This is a genomic window from Acinetobacter sp. V104_13, assembly GCF_031798995.1.
GTDB lineage: Bacteria > Pseudomonadota > Gammaproteobacteria > Pseudomonadales > Moraxellaceae > Acinetobacter > Acinetobacter pittii.
Genome location: NZ_JAVQNP010000027.1, coordinates 497,825 through 516,787 on the forward strand (window position 1 = coordinate 497,825; position 18,963 = coordinate 516,787).

At 42.0% G+C, this 18,963-nt stretch carries 14 protein-coding genes; 7 read left to right on the forward strand and 7 right to left on the reverse strand.

Going from position 1 to position 18,963, the window contains the following annotated elements:
• Positions 1–6: 6 nt before the first annotated feature.
• The 5 genes from RMB06_RS15165 to RMB06_RS15185 are packed head-to-tail and all read left to right on the forward strand — an operon-like array spanning position 7 to position 6,520.
• Positions 7–1,179: an isovaleryl-CoA dehydrogenase gene (locus RMB06_RS15165; protein WP_017481558.1), complete on the forward strand. Its 1,173-nt coding sequence runs from the start codon at positions 7–9 to the stop codon at positions 1,177–1,179.
• A 24-nt stretch (positions 1,180–1,203) separates the two neighbouring features.
• Entirely contained in the window at positions 1,204–2,805 is a 1,602-nt protein-coding gene (locus RMB06_RS15170) for a carboxyl transferase domain-containing protein (protein WP_174739848.1), read from the forward strand.
• 9 nt (positions 2,806–2,814) lie between these two features.
• The gene (locus RMB06_RS15175) at positions 2,815–3,618 is read left to right on the forward strand and encodes an enoyl-CoA hydratase/isomerase family protein (RefSeq protein WP_311080171.1); all 804 of its coding nucleotides are present in this window, start codon (positions 2,815–2,817) and stop codon (positions 3,616–3,618) included.
• 11 nt (positions 3,619–3,629) lie between these two features.
• Positions 3,630–5,621 (forward strand): acetyl/propionyl/methylcrotonyl-CoA carboxylase subunit alpha, encoded by a 1,992-nt coding sequence (locus RMB06_RS15180; RefSeq protein ID WP_311080172.1) that lies wholly within the window; start codon positions 3,630–3,632, stop codon positions 5,619–5,621.
• The gene (locus tag RMB06_RS15185) at positions 5,618–6,520 is read left to right on the forward strand and encodes a hydroxymethylglutaryl-CoA lyase (RefSeq protein ID WP_311080173.1); all 903 of its coding nucleotides are present in this window, start codon (positions 5,618–5,620) and stop codon (positions 6,518–6,520) included. Before RMB06_RS15180 ends, RMB06_RS15185 begins: the two co-directional genes overlap by 4 nt.
• Positions 6,521–6,770: 250 nt before the next feature.
• Here RMB06_RS15185 and RMB06_RS15190 read toward each other — a convergent pair whose 3' ends face one another.
• Entirely contained in the window at positions 6,771–7,712 is a 942-nt protein-coding gene (locus RMB06_RS15190) for a LysR family transcriptional regulator (RefSeq protein WP_005069913.1), read from the reverse strand.
• 204 nt (positions 7,713–7,916) lie between these two features.
• On the opposite strand from RMB06_RS15190, the gene RMB06_RS15195 reads away from it, so the two are divergent.
• Positions 7,917–11,399: an indolepyruvate ferredoxin oxidoreductase family protein gene (locus RMB06_RS15195; protein ID WP_311080174.1), complete on the forward strand. Its 3,483-nt coding sequence runs from the start codon at positions 7,917–7,919 to the stop codon at positions 11,397–11,399.
• A 60-nt stretch (positions 11,400–11,459) separates the two neighbouring features.
• On the opposite strand, the gene RMB06_RS15200 is transcribed toward RMB06_RS15195, so the two are convergent.
• Complete coding sequence (locus RMB06_RS15200) at positions 11,460–12,263, reverse strand: thioesterase family protein (RefSeq protein WP_311080175.1); 804 nt, start codon at positions 12,261–12,263, stop codon at positions 11,460–11,462.
• A 196-nt stretch (positions 12,264–12,459) separates the two neighbouring features.
• On the reverse strand, positions 12,460–14,262 hold the full coding sequence (locus RMB06_RS15205; protein WP_311080176.1) for an acyl-CoA dehydrogenase C-terminal domain-containing protein: 1,803 nt from the start codon (positions 14,260–14,262) through the stop codon (positions 12,460–12,462).
• Positions 14,263–14,566: 304 nt separating this feature from the next.
• On the opposite strand from RMB06_RS15205, the gene RMB06_RS15210 reads away from it, so the two are divergent.
• Entirely contained in the window at positions 14,567–15,016 is a 450-nt protein-coding gene (locus RMB06_RS15210) for a PaaI family thioesterase (protein ID WP_079284144.1), read from the forward strand.
• A 16-nt stretch (positions 15,017–15,032) separates the two neighbouring features.
• Here the strand turns inward: RMB06_RS15210 and RMB06_RS15215 are convergent, their stop codons facing one another.
• The 4 genes from RMB06_RS15215 to RMB06_RS15230 are packed head-to-tail and all read right to left on the reverse strand — an operon-like array spanning position 15,033 to position 18,946.
• Positions 15,033–16,253, reverse strand: a complete 1,221-nt coding sequence (locus RMB06_RS15215) for an MFS transporter (protein ID WP_311080178.1) — start codon at positions 16,251–16,253, stop codon at positions 15,033–15,035.
• Positions 16,254–16,271: 18 nt separating this feature from the next.
• Positions 16,272–17,588 carry an outer membrane trimeric porin-like protein DcaP gene (gene dcaP, locus RMB06_RS15220; RefSeq protein WP_000733488.1) on the reverse strand — a complete coding sequence of 439 codons (1,317 nt, stop codon included), beginning with the start codon at positions 17,586–17,588 and terminating at the stop codon, positions 16,272–16,274.
• 36 nt (positions 17,589–17,624) lie between these two features.
• A complete protein-coding gene (locus RMB06_RS15225) occupies positions 17,625–18,278 on the reverse strand; it encodes a 3-oxoacid CoA-transferase subunit B (RefSeq protein WP_000116039.1) in 654 nt (217 codons plus the stop codon).
• Positions 18,278–18,946: a 3-oxoacid CoA-transferase subunit A gene (locus RMB06_RS15230; RefSeq protein ID WP_000608704.1), complete on the reverse strand. Its 669-nt coding sequence runs from the start codon at positions 18,944–18,946 to the stop codon at positions 18,278–18,280. Before RMB06_RS15230 ends, RMB06_RS15225 begins: the two co-directional genes overlap by 1 nt.
• Positions 18,947–18,963 lie beyond the last annotated feature (17 nt).

Consider the following 18,963-nt stretch of genomic DNA (forward strand, 5'->3'; position numbering starts at 1 on the left):
GATATCATGAACCTACGCAGCTTGAATTTCGGTCTAGATGAAACTTTAATTGCGCTTCAAGATTCAGTGGCAGCATTTTGTGCAAAGGAAATTGCACCAATTGCCCAACAAGTTGATCAAGACAACAAATTCCCTGCACATCTCTGGAAAAAATTCGGAGATATGGGCCTTTTAGGCATGACGGTTTCTGAAGAATATGGCGGTGCCAATATGGGTTATTTAGCTCATATTATTGCTATGCAAGAAATTTCTCGTGCTTCGGCAGCTATTGGTCTTTCTTATGGTGCTCATTCTAATTTATGTGTAAACCAAATTAACCGTAACGGTAACGAGCAGCAAAAACAAAAGTATTTACCAAAATTGATTTCCGGTGAATATGTGGGTGCCCTTGCGATGTCTGAACCGAATGCGGGTTCTGATGTCGTCAGCATGAAATTACGTGCCGAACAGAAAGGTGATCACTTCGTTTTAAACGGTTCAAAAATGTGGATCACTAACGGCGGTGATGCAGATGTACTCGTGGTTTACGCTAAAACTGATCCGCAAGCTGGCGCGAAAGGTATGACTGCTTTTTTAATTGAAAAAGGCATGAAAGGCTTTAGTCACGGCAACCATTTAGACAAACTCGGTATGCGTGGCTCTAACACATACCCTCTGTTCTTTGACAATGTAGAAGTACCTACTGAAAACGTACTCGGCGGCGTCGGTAACGGCACAAAAGTACTCATGAGTGGTTTGGACTATGAACGTGCAGTTTTAAGTGCCGGACCTTTAGGTATTATGGATGCCTGTTTAGATGTCGTGATTCCTTATTTACATCAACGTGAACAGTTTGGCCAAGCTTTAGGTGAATTCCAGCTTATGCAAGGCAAACTTGCCGATATGTATTCAACATGGTTAGCATGTAAAGCCCTCGTCTATGCTGTCGGTGCTGCCTGTGACAAAGCTGACCATGACCGCAGTCTACGTAAAGATGCTGCAAGTGCCATTTTATATTCTGCCGAAAAAGCAACATGGATGGCTGGAGAAGCAATTCAAAGTTTAGGCGGCAACGGTTATATCAATGAATTCCCTGCTGGCCGTTTATGGCGCGATGCAAAACTTTATGAAATTGGTGCTGGAACTTCTGAAATTCGCCGCATGCTGATTGGTCGCGAACTCTTCAATGAAACCAAATAATAATTACAAATAAGGACGCATCTTATGAACCAATTACAAAGCAAGATTAATGTTCGAAGTGAAGACTTCAAAACAAACCAGCAAGCCATGCAAACATTGGTCACAGATCTAAAACAAGTTGCCCAGCGTATTGCTTTAGGCGGCGGTGAAAATGCCCGTCAAAAACATTTGGCTCGAGGCAAACTTTTACCCCGTGAACGTATTGACCAACTGATTGATGTCGGCACGGCATTTTTAGAAATTGGTCAGTTGGCAGCGTACAACGTTTATGAAGATGATGTTCCTGCCGCAGGTGTGATTGCAGGTGTTGGTCAAGTCAACGGCATCACTTGCATGATCGTTGCCAACGATGCAACAGTAAAAGGTGGAACATACTATCCCCTTACGGTTAAAAAGCATTTACGCGCACAAGAAATTGCTGAACAAAATCACTTGCCTTGTATTTATTTGGTAGATTCAGGCGGTGCCTACTTACCAATGCAAGATGAGGTTTTCCCAGACCGCGATCACTTCGGGCGCATTTTCTATAATCAGGCACGCATGTCGAGCCTTGGTATTGCCCAAATTGCTGTGGTGATGGGGAGCTGTACCGCAGGTGGTGCATATGTGCCTGCTATGTCTGATGAAACCATTATTGTCCGTAATCAAGGTACGATTTTCTTAGGCGGCCCTCCTCTTGTAAAAGCTGCGACTGGCGAAGTCGTGAGTAGTGAAGATTTAGGTGGTGGTGATGTGCATACACGGCTTTCGGGTGTAGCTGACCATTTAGCTGAAAATGATGAACATGCGATTGCGATTGCACGAAACATTGTTGCTAACTTAAATAAAAAGCCAAACGACTTAAATAAACAAGTTGATGAGCCTCTATTTGATGCATCGGAACTCTATGGTGTAGTGCCAAGTGATGCGCGTAAACCTTTTGATGTACGTGAAGTGATTGCCCGTATTGTAGACGGCTCGCGTTTTGATGAGTTCAAAGCACGTTTTGGTTCAACACTGATTACCGGTTTTGCTTCACTCTATGGTATGCCAGTCGGCATTATTGCCAATAACGGGATTTTATTCTCTGAGTCTGCACAAAAAGGTGCGCACTTTATTGAGCTATGCACACAGCGCAATATTCCATTGTTATTCCTACAAAACATTACTGGCTTTATGGTCGGTCGCCAGTATGAAAATGAAGGAATTGCAAAAAACGGCGCTAAATTGGTGATGGCAGTTGCAACCGCAAATGTACCAAAACTCACCTTGATTATTGGTGGTTCGTTTGGTGCAGGTAACTACGGTATGTGTGGCCGCGCTTACTCACCACGCTTTTTATGGACATGGCCAAACTCTCGTATTTCAGTGATGGGCGGCGAACAAGCAGCGAGCGTACTCTCGACTTTAAAACGTGATCAGATTGAGCAAAAAGGTGCCGAGTGGTCAGCACAACAAGAAGACGAGTTTAAACAACCGATTCGTGAACAATACGAGCGTCAAGGCCATCCGTACTATGCCTCTGCCCGTCTTTGGGATGACGGCGTAATTGACCCAGCGCAAACTCGTCAGGTACTTGGTTTAAGTTTGGCTGCGGCCATGAACGCCCCAATCCAGCCAACCAAATTTGGCGTGTTCCGCATGTAAGAGGTGTATATGAGCTATCAATTTTTACAACTCGAACAACAAGATCGGGTTGCCTATGTTTGGCTGAACCGCCCTGAACTACACAATGCTTTTAATACGACAGTCATTGAAGAACTATATGCTTGCTTTAAGCAAATTAATACCCGTGATGACATTCGTGTGGTCGTTCTAGCGGGTCGCGGCAAAAGCTTTTCGGCAGGTGCCGACCTCAACTGGATGAAACAGGCAGGTCAGGCATCTTCAGCAGAAAATGAAGCAGATGCTCTAAAGCTTGCGCAAATGTTAGATGCACTTGCAACCCTTAAACAACCGACCATTGCCCGTGTACATGGCATTGCCTTTGGTGGCGGCATGGGCTTGGCGTCGGCATGTGATATTTGCATTGCCAGCACTGATGCTAAGTTTGCAACTTCTGAGGTGCGTTTAGGTCTTGCCCCATCTACCATTAGTCCTTATGTGATTCGTGCGATTGGTGCAAGACAAGCTTCTCGTTACTTCTTAACTGCCGAGCGGATTTCAGCACGTGATGCCAAACACATTGGTTTGGCACACGAGGTTGCAGATGCTGAAGACTTAGATAAAAAAGTTCAAGAAATTGTTGATGCGCTATTACTCGGTGGCCCGCATGCTCAAGCGGCATCAAAACAACTCATTCAAATGGTGAGCAACCAGACCATGAGCAATGACTTGCTACAACAGACAGCACATCATATTGCTCAAGTTCGTCAAGGCAGTGAGGCAAAAGAAGGTCTGAGTGCCTTTTTAAATAAGCAACAGCCTGCTTGGGTTTCTAATTCGAATAACAACAATTAAGGACGATCATCATGTTTGAAAAGATTTTAATTGCGAACCGTGGCGAAATTGCCTGCCGCGTAATTCGTACAGCTAAAAAATTAGGGATTGCAACAGTTGCTGTTTACTCAGATGCGGATGCAAACGCACAACATGTCAAACTTGCCGATGAAGCAGTTTATATTGGTCAGTCCCCTGCAACACAAAGTTATTTACAGGTTGAACGTATTATTCAAGCTGCCATTGATACAGGTAGCCAAGCGGTTCATCCAGGTTACGGCTTCCTTTCTGAAAATGACCAGTTTGCACTCGCTTGCCAACAACACAATATTTGCTTTATTGGCCCACCAGTGGATGCCATTTTAGCAATGGGCTTAAAAGCGACCTCTAAAGCTTTAATGGAAAAAGCAGGTGTTCCTTTAACACCGGGTTATCACGGAACCAACCAAGATGCCGACTTTTTAAAACAACAAGCAGACCGAATTGGCTATCCTGTTTTAATTAAAGCCAGTGCTGGCGGTGGTGGTAAAGGCATGAGTCTGGTTGAACGCAGTGAAGATTTTCTGCATGCCTTAGCCTCTTGTAAACGTGAAGCCAAATCGAGCTTTGATAATGATGATGTCTTGATTGAGCGTTATGTGATTCAACCACGCCATATTGAAGTCCAAGTGTTTGGCGACACACATGGCAACTACGTGCATTTATTTGAACGTGACTGCTCTGTACAACGCCGTCACCAAAAAGTGCTAGAAGAAGCCCCTGCTCCACAAATGCCAAGCGAGAAGCTCGATGCAATGCGCCAAGCTGCAATTGATGCTGCACGTGCCGTAAATTATGTGGGCGCAGGTACGGTTGAGTTTATTGTAGAACAAGATGGTACGGCGTATTTCATGGAAATGAATACCCGCCTACAAGTCGAGCACCCTGTGACTGAAATGATTACAGGTGAAGACTTGGTCGAGTGGCAACTTCGTGTAGCTTATGGCGAACCTTTGCCTAAACTACAAAACCAACTCCAAATTCACGGACATGCACTCGAAGCACGGATCTACGCCGAAGAACCAGAAAAGGGCTTTTTACCTGCGATTGGTAAAATTAACTATTTGCATTACCCAACGCAAAACCAATATGTGCGTGTAGATAGCGGTATTGTTGAAGGCGATGAAATCACGACCTATTACGACCCAATGATTGCCAAACTGATTGTATGGGGTAAAAACCGTGAAGCAGCGCTCATTCAAATGCAACATGCTTTAAGCCAATTCCATGTGGATGGCTTAGGCAACAACATTGCCTTTCTTGAAAAAATTGTTCGTAGCGAATCGTTTAAACAAGCCAAGCTTGATACCAACCTGATTCAACGTGAACAAAACTTCTTGTTTAGCCCTGAAGAGATCAAACCCGAACTTGTGGTGGCAGCAGCATTTATTGAGTTTCTGAGTAAACTTAATAACAACAGCTCAAGCCAAAAACAGCTTTGGCAGGCTCAACCACTTTGGCGTTTAAATATTGCTTACCAGCACAGTATTAAACTGAATTATTTAAACCAAAATATCCAAATCAAGTTTGCCTCAAATGAACAAGGCTTCACCGCAGAATATAATGGGCAAAGCTACCCGATTTCAGGTCAATTGATTGATGCACATACTGCCTCTGTTCAAATTGGTGGGTCTAAGCAAAAGCTGTCTTTTAATCAAAGTCAGCAAGGCATTACCTTGTTCCAAAATGGACAAAGCTATAAGTTTGCTTATATTCGCCAAGACTTTAATCAGGCAGATAGCCAAGCCGATGAAGGCCACCTAAAAGCACCAATGCCGGGTGTGGTTACGCAAGTGCTAGTAAGTGCAAATCATAGCGTGAAGAAAGACGATATTTTAATGACGCTTGAAGCCATGAAAATGGAATACACCATTCGTGCGCCTAAAGACGGCTTGATTGTAGATTCTTACTTCCAAGTCGGTGATCAGGTCAAAGCTGGCGACGAGCTTGTGGAATTTCAGCCTGCGCAGGAGGAAGTTGCATGAGTGAGTTTGTCAAAATCGTGGAGGTCGGTCCCAGAGATGGCCTCCAAAACGAAAAACAGGCTTTAACCGTCGAACAACGCTTAAACTTTATTAATGACCTGATTAATGCAGGTCTGAAATCTATTGAAGTCGGTTCATGCGTTTCGGCAAAATGGGTGCCGCAAATGGCTCAAAGTGACGAGCTATTTAAGCAACTCCCCCAAACAACCGATGTGCAATTTAGCCTGCTCACTCCCAATATCAAAGGTTTTGAGACAGCTCAAGCAGTAGGATGCAAAGAGGTTGCGGTATTTACTGCAGCTTCTGAGAACTTTACCCGTAAAAATATCAACTGCTCTATTGATGAAAGCTTTGAAAAATTTAGCGATGTCATGAGCGCGGCAAAAGCGCATAACATCCGTGTGCGCGGTTATGTCTCTTGTGTTGTCGACTGTCCTTATGAAGGTGCAATTGCCCCTGAACAAGTCGTAAAAGTTGTGAAACGGCTCTATGACATGGGCTGCTATGAGGTGTCTTTAGGTGAAACTATTGGTACCGCAACACCAGATCGCGTTCAAAAGGTTTGGCAAGCATGCCTCGCTGAACTCGACAGCAAGGTTTTGGCTGGGCATTTCCACAATACCTATGGCATGGCGATTGCCAATATTTATCAGTCTTTACAACAAGGCATTCGTGTTTTTGATTCGTCCCTTGCAGGACTTGGCGGTTGCCCTTATGCCAAAGGTGCTTCTGGCAATGTATCGACCGAAGATCTATTTTATTTGCTGTCACACATGGGCTTTGAAACTGGTATTGACTTAGAAAAACTGATGCAAGCCAGCCAAAATATTAGCAACGTATTAAACCGAAAAAGCTTGTCGAATTATGCAAATGCGTATTGGCAAACCAAGTGTGCCTAATCATAAATTAAAGTAGTTCAGCATCTGGTATAAGGCTTAATATAAGGCTAAGTACCAGATCATCCTATCTAATCTTTATCTCATTTCATTCGGGAATTGGGACTAAATCCCTCATGCAATTTTTTTAAAATCTATTATTTATCTCTGTATTAAATGCCTCTTTCAAAAGAAGCATTCTTTACCCTATTTTTATTTTAATCCGTATTATTCTTCATCCTTTTCTATCTTAGTCCTTAAAAAATTTATCTCATTATTTATAAAAATAAGATGCATCCATTTCGATTCTTGGGGAAATATATTCTTCCACCCAATCTAACCATGCACGTGTTTTGGCATCAATAAAATGGCGTGAAGGCAACAAGGTATAAACCCCTATATCGGGCGAACGCCACTCTGGCAAGATATGACATAATCTTCCATTTTGAACCGCATCTAAAGCTGAAAACATCGGCAATAACGCGATGCCCATATCCTGTTGCACTACATCTAATAATAACTCAGGGTTATCTGCAATGAGTTGTCCGCCAATGTCGATTTGGTAAGACTCACCACTTGTATTTAATAAGTGCCAATCTGGTGTAATAGATGGGTTTACCAAGCGTAAACAGGCATGGTTTTTTAAGTCTTCTGGGGACTTCGGCATACCATGCTTTTCTAAATAAGCAGGTGAAGCACATAAAACAGAAAAGATAGTGCCAATTCTGCGTGCGACAAAACGAGAATCTGTTAATGACTCAGTCAGATAAAGACTGACATCCACCCCTTTTGCCAACAAGTCTGGAACGTACTGTGAAGTCGTATATTCCACGGTTAATTCGGGGTAATGCTTACAAAACTCGGCCATCACTGGAAAAACATAATGATGCCCAAAGCTTCCCATGCTTAATACACGTAAACGGCCTTTGGGTTTAGATGCTGTTCCTGTTACTTCCGACTCCGCTTCATCCACCATTGAAATGACTTGCCGACAGCGTTCTGCGTAAGTCGCACCAATATCGGTCAGTGCCTGCTGGCGCGTTGAGCGTTGTATTAATTTTGTACCTAAGCGTGTTTCTAGCTCGCTGATAAGACGTGAAACCTGTGCTGTGGTCAGATCCATCTGCTCAGCTGCTGCTGTGAAACTCCCGCTATCAATCACTTTCAGGAATGCATGCATTGCATGCAATAGCCCACCATCGAGATTTTTGCGCATAACGTAAATATGTTTTCCTAAATTACGGATTGTTGCACCAGTTTAGATCAACCACAATGACTAAATGTACATACATTGGCACTAATTCTTTTTAAGAAGAGGAACCGATCTTTTTTTATTTCGTATGTCACTTGCTCCAAATATTCAACTGGATGTTGAAAAAAGAAAGTAGTCCGAGCTACTAAAAATTCTAAGGAGATATAAATGAATATAGCTACAAAAGTCACTCCAAATATTATTGCAACAAAGGATGTGTCACTTGAAGATAAATATGTAAGTGATAACGGTACAGCATATATGACCGGCATTCAGGCACTTGTTCGTTTGCCTCTTGCCCAAACTCGCCGTGACGCGATGAATGGTTATCATACTGCTGGTTTTATTTCTGGTTATCGCGGTTCTCCTGTTGGTAACTATGATAGTTTCCTTTGGCAAGTTCAAGGATTACTTAAATCCCATAATGTTGTATTTCAACCTGGTGTAAACGAAGACTTGGCTGCTACCGCAATTTGGGGTACCCAACAAGTTAACCTTTCAGGCCAAGGCAAATATGATGGAGTGTCTTCATGGTGGTATGGTAAAGGCCCGGGTGTTGACCGTTCAGGCGATGTACTCCGCCATGCTAACTTAGCTGGTACCTCTGAACGTGGTGGTGTGGTTGCTTTATTTGGTGATGACCACTCATGTAAATCTTCTACAATTCCTCACCAGTCTGAACATGTCATGATTGGTTGCGGTATTCCAATTTTCTACCCAACATCCGTTCAACAAATTTTAGACTTTGGTGTTCACGCCATTGCTGTTTCACGTTTTTCTGGCCTTTGGTCTTCAATGAAGCTCGTCAGTGAAATTGTAGAAACTTCTGCTTCTGTTCATGTCGATCTAGACCGTGTTACCCCGGTTATACCAGAAGATATCAATTTCCCAGAGGGTGGCGTCAATATTCGTTGGCCAGATCATGGCATTCAGCAAGAAGAACGCCTTTATAAATATCGCTTACCTGCTGTTTTGGCCTATGCCCGTGCCAATAAAATCAATACTGTTACATGGCCTTGTGAAAATGCCCGTGTCGGTATTGCCGCAAGTGGTAAAGGTTATTTAGATACGATTGAAGCCTTACGCATTTTAGGTATTGAAGATGAAACTGCCCAACAGCTTGGGTTACGTGTTTATCAGGTTGGGATGATTTGGCCTTTAGAACCTCAAGGTGTTCGTGAGTTTGCCGAAGGTTTACAAGAACTGATCGTTATTGAAGAAAAACGTCCAATTATTGAAACACAAATTAAAGATGAGCTGTACTCACTTCCTGATGGCAAACGTCCACATGTGATTGGTAAAGCAACTGATGGCAAAGGTGAATGGAGTACTTCTATTGAAGAAGCTCCGCTCATTGGTCACTATGAGTACCAACCAGAACCAATTGCAAAAATGCTGGCTGCTCGCTTCTTAAAACTCGATATTCCAGAAAGCTTAAAAGCACAAATCCAAAGCAGAATCGACTTACTGCTAAAAGCAGAGCAAGAATCAAAACGTGTTATTGATCTTGCAGAACGTAAACCTTATTTCTGTAGTGGTTGCCCTCATAACTCTTCAACCGTAGTTCCTGAAGGTAGCCGTGCATTAGGCGGTATCGGTTGTCACTATATTGCCGTTTCACTGGACCGTGGTACCGAAACGTTCTCTCAAATGGGCGGTGAAGGTGTAAGTTGGGTAGGTGCATCACCATTTACTAATGAAAAACACATTTTTGCTAACCTTGGTGACGGAACCTATTTCCACTCAGGTTACTTAGCAATTCGTCAGTCTATCGCTGCAAAAACTAATATTACCTACAAAATCCTCTACAACGATGCAGTCGCTATGACAGGCGGTCAGCATGTAGATGGTCATTTGAGCGTTGCGCAGTTAACTCGTCAGCTTGCTGCCGAAGGTATTAAAAAACAAGTCATCGTAACTGATGAAGTTAAACTATTAAACGAAGAAGACGGCATTGCACCGGGTGTAGAAATTCGCCACCGTAATGAACTCGATGCAGTTCAACGTGAGCTTCGTGAAATTACAGGTGTCACCGCTTTAATCTATGTACAAACCTGTGCCAGCGAAAAACGCCGTCGTCGTAAACGTGATGCCTACCCTGATCCAGCAGAGCGTTTATACATTAACAGTGATATCTGTGAAGGCTGTGGCGACTGTTCGAAAAAATCAAACTGTTTATCGATTGAACCAGTAGAGACTGCTTTAGGTACTAAACGTCAGATTAACCAAAGTAGCTGTAATAAAGACTTTACTTGTGCCGAAGGGTTCTGCCCAAGTTTTGTGACTGTTCATACACGTGATATGAAACGTCCAGCTAAATTTGAAGGTATTGGTGCAGGCTGGCCGACATCACCAGTTATTCCTCAGTTATATGACGTTCCAAGTCGTATTATGGTCGGTGGTATTGGTGGTACAGGTGTTGTGACTATTGGTGCACTGCTTGGTATGGCGGCTCACCTAGAAGGTAAAGCGACCCGTGTGATGGACATGGCTGGTCTTGCGCAAAAAGGCGGTACGGTTTATTCATATGTACAACTTGCGGCAAGTGATGAGCAAATTTCTTCTACCAAAATTCCGGCAGGCCAATGTGAATTATTGATTGGTGCAGATGCGGTAGTGGCTGGTGGTAGCGCTGCTCTATCTCGCTTAAAAGATGATGCCTTAGTTATTGTGAATGAAGACAGCACCCCTACTTCTGAGTTTATTAAATCTCGTGACTGGTATGCGCCTATTAGTGATTTAATTGATCGTCTTCGTGGTCGTGTTCGTCAAGGTCAACTGGTTTCTCTGCCAGCGGCTCGAATTGCAACTCAGCTCTTAGGTGATTCAATCTATACCAACCAGTTATTACTCGGTATGGCATGGCAATCTGGTCGTATTCCATTACTGCGTGAAAGCATTGAAAAAGCAATTCGCTTAAATGGTACTGCTGTTGAAAAGAACCTAGAAGCTTTCCGTGTGGGCTGTCATCTTGCAAGTGACCCAACTTTAGCTGCACGTTTAGTTGCGGCAATGCCAAAGACCAAAACTCCGCAAACTTTAGCTGAACTTGTTGAAGACCGTTCTGCTCGTCTAACAGACTACTGGAATGAAGCTTATGCAGCTAAATACCGTACTCTTGTAGAACTGGCTGCTAAAAAGTTACCAGAAGAATTAACAGGTACGATTGCAACTCAGCTTTATAGAGTTATGGCGTATAAAGATGAATATGAAGTTGCACGTCTTTTAACAGGTAAAAGCTTCAGAGAATCAATTGAAACCCAGTTCGGTAAAGGCTTACGTTTAACGTATCACCTTGCCCCACCAGCGTTACTTGGTGGCCTGAAAAATGTTCGTAAACGTGCGTTTGGTTACTGGATGCGCTTCCCAATGATGATGCTTGCTCGCTTACAATGGCTTCGTGAAACTTTCCTTGACCCATTTGCACGTCAAGAAGAACGTCAACACGAACAAGCTTGGCGTGACCGTTACATCGCATTTGTTGAAGCACTTGTTGAAGCACCAGACAATCATAACTTGGTAGTTGCTGAGCAAATTGCAAAATTACCAGCAGAAGTTCGTGGTTATGGTCATATCAAAATGAAAGCAATGGACGCTGCAAAACAACGTTGGGATGAACTTACACCAACACTGCTAAAAGTCCGTAACTAAAATTAAATCTCAAAATAAAAAAGTCATCCTTAGGGATGACTTTTTTATTGGCTCAAAAATTTACTTAGTCATTTTACGTAAAGTCAAAATCTGCTCGCTTCGTCCAAATGGGCCATACACATCATGTAAAACCGCACTGGTTAAACCAATACCATCCGAACCATATTGCTGAACGGTTTCCAGACCTAGCCATTTACCTTGCGGATAACGGTGCATATGAATTTGCAAATCAAGATTTGGAAAGCCCCAAGTAAATTCTCCTTCTTGTCTTGGCACAATCCCGTTTGCCGCATCTACCATGCCAATTAAATGCGCAAAATCTGTGGTCAGCTGCCCTTCAACCATTTCGTTATCATTATTCAGCCAAACAATCCCTTTGCCTGCGCGATGCTGATCATCCGTTTTAGTGACGAGTGTCTGGATAAAGCCACCCGGCCATCGTTTCATGCCCGTCCATTCTGTAAAAGTATCTGGATGGTGAACTGGCTGATCTTCAAGCCCAGCAATATCGGAACTATCTTGAGTACACATTCGCCATGCCCTAGCCACAATGCAGGTTTTACCTTGTGCTTGCATTACAGCTTCAATCAGTTCAATGGTTTTACCAGCACGAATCACATGTGTCTTAATCGTAAACTCACCAAAAGCAATCAATCCAAAAATATCAAAACTAATTCGACCAATTCGCATATCTTGTCGTGGTGAAAATTGCTCTAACTCTGCTGCGATTACACCACTTGCGGGCGCCATGTGCTGTTCATGAGGGTTCCAAGCCCCTTGTGCATGGACAGTTGAGCAATAATGAGCAATGACTTCACCTTGAGGACCAATTGTTCTATTCAGTAATTGATAATAAGCATTCATGATTTTCTTTCCTTAGTCCTTGTCCAACATCAATATTTGATGAAAATTCACGTTTTAATGCTTATGTTAACCCTCTATTTCATTGGCTCAACTGGTTTTTCCTACCAAAAACTGATGAGTCTAAAATTACAAATTTAATCACTAGGTAAAATTTCGCATGTCGATTTCACCCAGTGATTCTAAAAAATACTAGTCACTAAAAAGCAAAAGCATCTTGATCGAGCTCCATCACAGATTCAGCTCCACACTCAATAGAAGCAGCATGGCTCTGTGTACGATGTAAAAGTTTTTGATAGAAAAACTTAGCTGTCGTTAATTTTGCTTTATAAAAAGCTTCTTCTTGTGTACCCGATTCTAATTTTTCATGGACAACTTGTGCCATTCGAGCCCACAAATACGCGAACACAACGTAACTGGAAAAATAAAGATAATCTACTGAAGCTGCTCCTATTTCTTCTGGGTTGTGCTTAGCTTTCTCTGCAATAATTTTGGTCAGTGACAACCATTGTTGCTTAAGCTCAGCTAATTTTTCTAGATAAGGTTTCAGGGTTTCACTAGATTGCTGTTGACCAATAAATTGATCAATTAAATCAGTCATGTTCTTTAAAAGTTTACCTTCTGACTTGAGAACTTTACGTGCAAGCAGATCTAAAGACTGGATTTCGGTCGTTCCCTCATACAATGTTGAAATACGCGCATCACGTACAATTTGCTCCATTCCATGCTCAACAATAAAGCCATGACCGCCAAATACTTGAACGCCATGCTTGGCAGATTCATTGCCTGATTCTGTTAAAAAAGCCTTAGCAATTGGCGTTAAAAAAGCCAGTAATTCATCGGAGTGTTTTTGCTGTTCCTGATCGTTTGAACTTTCCACAATATCGACATGCTGAGCTAAAAAGTAAGCCAGTGCACGGCCGCCTTCAGAAAACGCTTTTTGCGTCATTAACATCGAACGTACAGCGGGATGCACAATAATTGGATCGGCATTTTTCTCAGGATATTTAGGACCAGATAGCGAACGCATGGCAAGGCGCTCTTTGGCATAACTTAATGCGCCTTGAAATGAAATTTCAGAAGCAGCAAGCCCTTGTACTGCCGTTCCAATGCGTGCAGTATTCATAAAGGTAAACATACAATTGAGCCCACGATTTTCCGGACCAATCAAATAACCTTTTGCGCCATCAAAATTAAGTACGCAGGTGGCATTTCCATGAATACCCATTTTATGTTCAATCGCACTACAAACGACTTTATTACGGTCCAGCACCTGACCATCATCACTCACATTAAATTTAGGCACAATAAATAAAGAAATGCCTTTAGTCCCTGCAGGTGCCTGAGGCAAACGGGCTAAAACAATATGAATAATATTTTCAGAAAGATCATGTTCACCCGCCGAGATAAAAATCTTTTCACCCGTAATTGAGTAGCTACCGTCCGGATTTGGTTCGGCTTTCGTTCTAATTAACCCAAGGTCCGAGCCCGCATGTGATTCGGTTAAACACATGGTTCCCGTCCAGACACCGCTAATGAGTTTAGTCAAATACTGCTGTTTTTGTTGCTCGGTACCATGATGCTCAATTGTTCTCATTGCGCCATGAGACAAGCCGGGATACATCGCCCAAGCCCAATTAGAGCCACATAACATTTCAGAAATCGCAATCCGCAGCAATGTCGGTAAGCCCTGCCCACCATATTCCGGATCGGCAGTTAAAGAGGTAAATCCAAGCTCAGCATATTTTTGGTAGGCTTCTTTAAAACCTTTCGGCGTTGTGACTACGCCTTGATTTAAATGGCATCCTTCCTGATCACCATTTTGGTTAATCGGTGCCAACTCATTTTCACAAAAATCTGCTGCTGCCTCTAAATATTGATCAATTAATTCTCGATTTACGCTTTCCTGATAGTTGCTTAAACCTTGATAGTTCTGTTCTGTTTGAAGCATTTCATGCAGTACAAATTGCATATCACGTAATGGAGCTTTGTATAAAGGCATAGTTTTTTCCTTTCACTTCACTGCCTGTGTCATGGGCAGATATTGTTTTTCCTTGAAATGGACTTTTATTGTTTCAATCTCACCAAAATATCAAAAAATTTCTTATAGCAAAATATATTTTCACTAATTTAATAAAATTATCCTAACTTAGCTATAGAGATAAAATATAAATATATGTTTTTAAATATAAATATAGTATTAAAAGTAATTAACACTGCTTAATCAGAATAAATTTAAATTTTGTATTGCAAAATTTTATTCCGTAAAAAATCAATTTATAGTATCTTGATTAGACTGCTTAATCATGCAAGGACGATTTATGGAAAGCCCGAAATACACAGGTCTTGAGTTTTTAACCGCTTTAAAAAATGGTGAAGTTTCTCCGTCACCTATGGCTCACACCATACCAATGGAACTCGTTGAAGTTTCCGAAGGTAAAGCAACTTATAAAGTTACCCCTCGCAAAGAACATAGAAATATACAAGGCGGTGTACACGGCGGCTTTTGCGCCACAGCTTTAGATACAGCAACAGGCAGCGCAGCTCATACATTACTTGAACATGGCGTTGGTTATGGAACTATTGATTTAAATGTAAAAATGATCCGCCCCATGCAGGTTGATACGTCTTACTATGCGACAGCCGAGTTGATTAATGCGGGCCGGAATATTATTAGTACCGAAGGTAAAATCGTAGATGAGAACGGCAAAGTGTATGCTTTTGCTTCAGCAACCTTAATGATTATTCGCAAATAATAAAATTTTAAAGCTCCTATTTATGGAGCTTTTCTTGCTTGGCAATCTTGCCCATTTCATAAAAATCTAAGCGATCAATTATAAAACTTAATATTGCCATCGCTAAACCTAAGGCTGCACACGCTTCCCATCCCCAGTGTTTCCATGCATACACCGCAATAAAAGAACCTAAAGCAGCCCCACCAAAATATAAGGTCATATAAATTGAATTAATACGAGAACGGGCCTCGGTCGAGATTCGGTAGACCAGATTTTGGTTGAGTACATGAAATGCCGACAAACCAAAGTACGCCATAATCACACCAACAGCATAGGCAAACAGAGACTGCTGGGCAAAAAATAGTGGTATCCATGCACTTATTAATAACCCCATACAAATCACTGCAATTTTATTTTCAAGCCCTGCCGCAATTTTCTTACCTGCCCAAGGTGTCGCAAATACACCGGCCAGTCCAACAATCCCAAATAAACCAATCTGGAAATCGTTAAAATGATAAGGCTCATTCGCCAAAATAAAAGTCATAGTGGTAAAAATCAGAGCCAAAATTCCAAAGCCAATTCCACCAGCAAAACCACGGCGTAATAAATGCGGCTGGTGAGCTGCTAATGAAACTAGTGAACCATAAATCTGTAAAATATTGAGTTGGTGAGACTTACGCGCAACTGGCAATTTCACCCACATCACCCAAGCAAATACCAAAATGACAATTCCACTAATTAAATAAACCGCATGCCAAGACCAAACTGTAGAAAGTAAACCTGCAATAGAGCGCGCCAATAATATTCCCAAGAACAAACCACTCATGAGAGTGCCTACGACTTGAGGGCTTTTGTTCGGGCTGGCTAAACCTGCGGCAAAAGGAACTAAAACTTGAGTCGCAATCGAAAAGAATGTGGCTAAAAAGGTAAAGCCATATAAAGCTGGCAAGGTTTGACTTAAGGATAGCCCTACTTGTGCAAGCCCCGTACAACACATGAGCAAGCAAATATAACTACGCTTTTCAAAAAAGTCGCCTAAGGGAACCAATATAAAAAGGCCAACTGCATATGACAGTTGGCTAATCACAATAGTTAAAGCGACTTGGTCGGCATTAACTTTTAATGCTTCAGCAATCGAATAGATTAAGGGCTGGTTATAATAGTTTGAACCCGCACAAATTCCACATGTCATTGCCATGATAAAAATAAAGCTTTTTGACAGTATATTTTCTGCATTGGGCTCAACTATTTTTTCCATTTTTAACTACGCCCCATTTTAGAATTTATACATCGATACAAAGTTTACACGTGATACATCAGCGGTTCTGCCGTCAAACACTTCTCGTTTGCCTTGGTGATATTCCATCCCAATATCCATTTGCTCAATCGGTGAATAAAAGACGTTAGCTGCGTAGTCCGTTAAGCGTTTATTAGCATCTGGGTTGAGTTTGGCATACGCCGTGTCGTCATCATAATCAAACATTGAAGCCGATAAGTTTGCACGCCATTGCTCATTAAATTTATATGAATAACCAATATTGATGCTATTCAACTTATTCATAACCAAATCTGTTTTGTCTTCGTTTAATGAGAAATCACCCGCGGCATTTAAACTTGTTGAATTTGCCAACCCACTTTGGGTGGTATACGGCATAAATTTTTGATCGCCGACAATATATTGATAATTTGCTTGTACTGATTGTTGTGGCGTGAGTTGATATTTTAAACCGCCTCCAGCACCCCAGCTTACTTTCTTCACCGTGGCAGTTGCGACATCTGTAGACTTTTCATTAATAAAGCCTTGAGCAAGTGCCGTTAGAGGCCCCTGTTTAAAGGTATAGCGACCCGTTAAAGTTGGAAATGCCGAGACTCTCGAACCTGTATATTCCAAAGCTACTTTTAAATCATTATTGGCATCAATTTTCCAGTCATAGCGAATTTGAGGAGTACGCGTATAAGAGGTTCCCACAAATTGGGTGTAATCAACAGCTTCTGTACGGGTTTCCATGTTAGACATGAGTGACCATGTTTGACCAAAGGTCCAGTCTTTATAGGTAAAAAATGCATGACGGATACGGAATTTACCATCCCCAGTTCCCATGTTAGAACTATCAAAGAAATCGGCTTCGATATTCCCTGTAACCGCTTTATTTGGGCTATTAAAATAAACACCTAATCGGCTTGCATTAATCATGGCATCAGAGCGTGCATGGTTTGAACGTTTTTCACTTTCAAAAGGTGTTCGGTACAGGCTGCTGGTCGTTCTACCACCCGAGTCAGGTGATGATTTAAAATCGACCGCTGCATCAATACGGGCAATACCGTAAACCTTGACATTATCCGTCCAAGTGACCCATGAAGGAGCAACTGGCTTTTCTGTTACCGTTGCTTTAGTTTTTTCAATGTTCTCTTCGATCTTAACCTGTTTGACCTGTAAATTATTTTGAGTTTGTTTCTGAGCAGCAAGTTCTGCTTTTAATTTTTGCAACTCAGTTTCTAGCAAATTAATTCTTTGTTCTGTCGTATCTGAAGAATTTGCAAAAATGGTCCCTGAAGCCGCAGCACAAGCTGCAGCTAAAATTAATTTTTTCATCTTTTAATCCTTAAAGAAGCGTTTTTCCGTGTGTATTTAGGCTACACGTGCATCGATTAGTTCACAGTCAGTGACTGCCTGTAATTCATCAAAAGTTAAGCCGTCTACCATTTCCTTGACGTAAGCTTTTTGGTCTTTGAGTTCAATAATGCATAAATCGGTATAAATACGGTTTACACACTGCTCACCCGTTATTGGATAGCTCAGTTCTTTTACAATTTTGGGCTCACCTTTTTTAGTGACATGCTCCATATAGACATAAATCGTTTTTGCACCGACTGCCAAATCCATAGCACCGCCAACTGCCGGCACATCATCTGCCTTACCGGTATGCCAGTTTGCCAAGTCTCCATTTACCGCAACTTGGAATGCCCCAATTACGCAAATGTCCAGATGGCCGCCGCGCATAATATCAAACGAGTCGCCATGATGCATAAAGCATCCACCATCTAACAAAGTAACAAGTTCTTTTCCGGCATTAACCAAATCTTGATCTTCCTCACCAGGTTGTGGCGGTGGGCCAAAAGCTAAAACACCATTTTCCGAATGTAAAAAGATTTCTTTGTCTTTAGGCAAAAATTTAGCAACGTTGGTTGGTAAGCCAATCCCTAAATTGACATAAGAACCTTCAGGAATGTCATTGGCAATGAGCTTGGCAATATCTTCACGAGAACGTTTTTGAACTGACATTAGATATCTCCTACTTTTACAACGTGCTGAACAAAAATTCCCGGTGTAATAATGCACTCTGGGTCAAGCGTTCCTAGCTCTACGGTGTCATTCACTTGAACAATCGTGGTCTTGGCGGCTTTTGCCATAATTGGCCCAAAATTGCGGGCTGCTTTGCGATAAGTTAAATTGCCCCAGCGGTCAGCTTTATCGGCATAAATCAGTGCAAAATCAGCTTCAAGTGGATATTCAAGTACATAGTTTTTACCGTTGATGGTGCGGGTTTCTTTACCCTCGGCAACTTTAGTGCCATAACCAGTCGGCGTAAAAATAGCGCCCAAACCTGCACCAGCAGCCTGAATACGACAAGCCAAATTACCTTGTGGAACCAGTTCTAACTCAATTTTTCCAGCTCTATATAAGTCTTGAAAAACGGTTGATCCAGCAGATTTTGGAAATGAACAAATCATTTTTTTAACACAGCCAGCAATAATGAGCTTGGTTAGGCCACGGTCACCAGAGGCCGCATTGTTATTTACAACGGTGAGTTCTTTTTTTCCTAAATCGATTAAGGCTTCAATTAATTCAGCAGGTTGCCCCGTCACACCAAACCCGCCTGTCATGATGGTTGCCCCATCAGGAATAGCTTTTAAAATTGGTTCAATGTCACTGGTGATTTTATTTATCATCTCACTTGTCCCTTTTC

Coding starts and splice junctions, on each gene's coding strand:
- RMB06_RS15165 (WP_017481558.1), top strand. CDS start 7: ATGAACCTACGCAGCTTGAATTTCGGTCTAGATGAAACTTTAATTGCG.
- RMB06_RS15170 (WP_174739848.1), top strand. CDS start 1,204: ATGAACCAATTACAAAGCAAGATTAATGTTCGAAGTGAAGACTTCAAA.
- RMB06_RS15175 (WP_311080171.1), top strand. CDS start 2,815: ATGAGCTATCAATTTTTACAACTCGAACAACAAGATCGGGTTGCCTAT.
- RMB06_RS15180 (WP_311080172.1), top strand. CDS start 3,630: ATGTTTGAAAAGATTTTAATTGCGAACCGTGGCGAAATTGCCTGCCGC.
- RMB06_RS15185 (WP_311080173.1), top strand. CDS start 5,618: ATGAGTGAGTTTGTCAAAATCGTGGAGGTCGGTCCCAGAGATGGCCTC.
- RMB06_RS15190 (WP_005069913.1), bottom strand. CDS start 7,712: ATGCGCAAAAATCTCGATGGTGGGCTATTGCATGCAATGCATGCATTC.
- RMB06_RS15195 (WP_311080174.1), top strand. CDS start 7,917: ATGAATATAGCTACAAAAGTCACTCCAAATATTATTGCAACAAAGGAT.
- RMB06_RS15200 (WP_311080175.1), bottom strand. CDS start 12,263: ATGAATGCTTATTATCAATTACTGAATAGAACAATTGGTCCTCAAGGT.
- RMB06_RS15205 (WP_311080176.1), bottom strand. CDS start 14,262: ATGCCTTTATACAAAGCTCCATTACGTGATATGCAATTTGTACTGCAT.
- RMB06_RS15210 (WP_079284144.1), top strand. CDS start 14,567: ATGCAAGGACGATTTATGGAAAGCCCGAAATACACAGGTCTTGAGTTT.
- RMB06_RS15215 (WP_311080178.1), bottom strand. CDS start 16,253: ATGGAAAAAATAGTTGAGCCCAATGCAGAAAATATACTGTCAAAAAGC.
- dcaP (WP_000733488.1), bottom strand. CDS start 17,588: ATGAAAAAATTAATTTTAGCTGCAGCTTGTGCTGCGGCTTCAGGGACC.
- RMB06_RS15225 (WP_000116039.1), bottom strand. CDS start 18,278: ATGTCAGTTCAAAAACGTTCTCGTGAAGATATTGCCAAGCTCATTGCC.
- RMB06_RS15230 (WP_000608704.1), bottom strand. CDS start 18,946: ATGATAAATAAAATCACCAGTGACATTGAACCAATTTTAAAAGCTATT.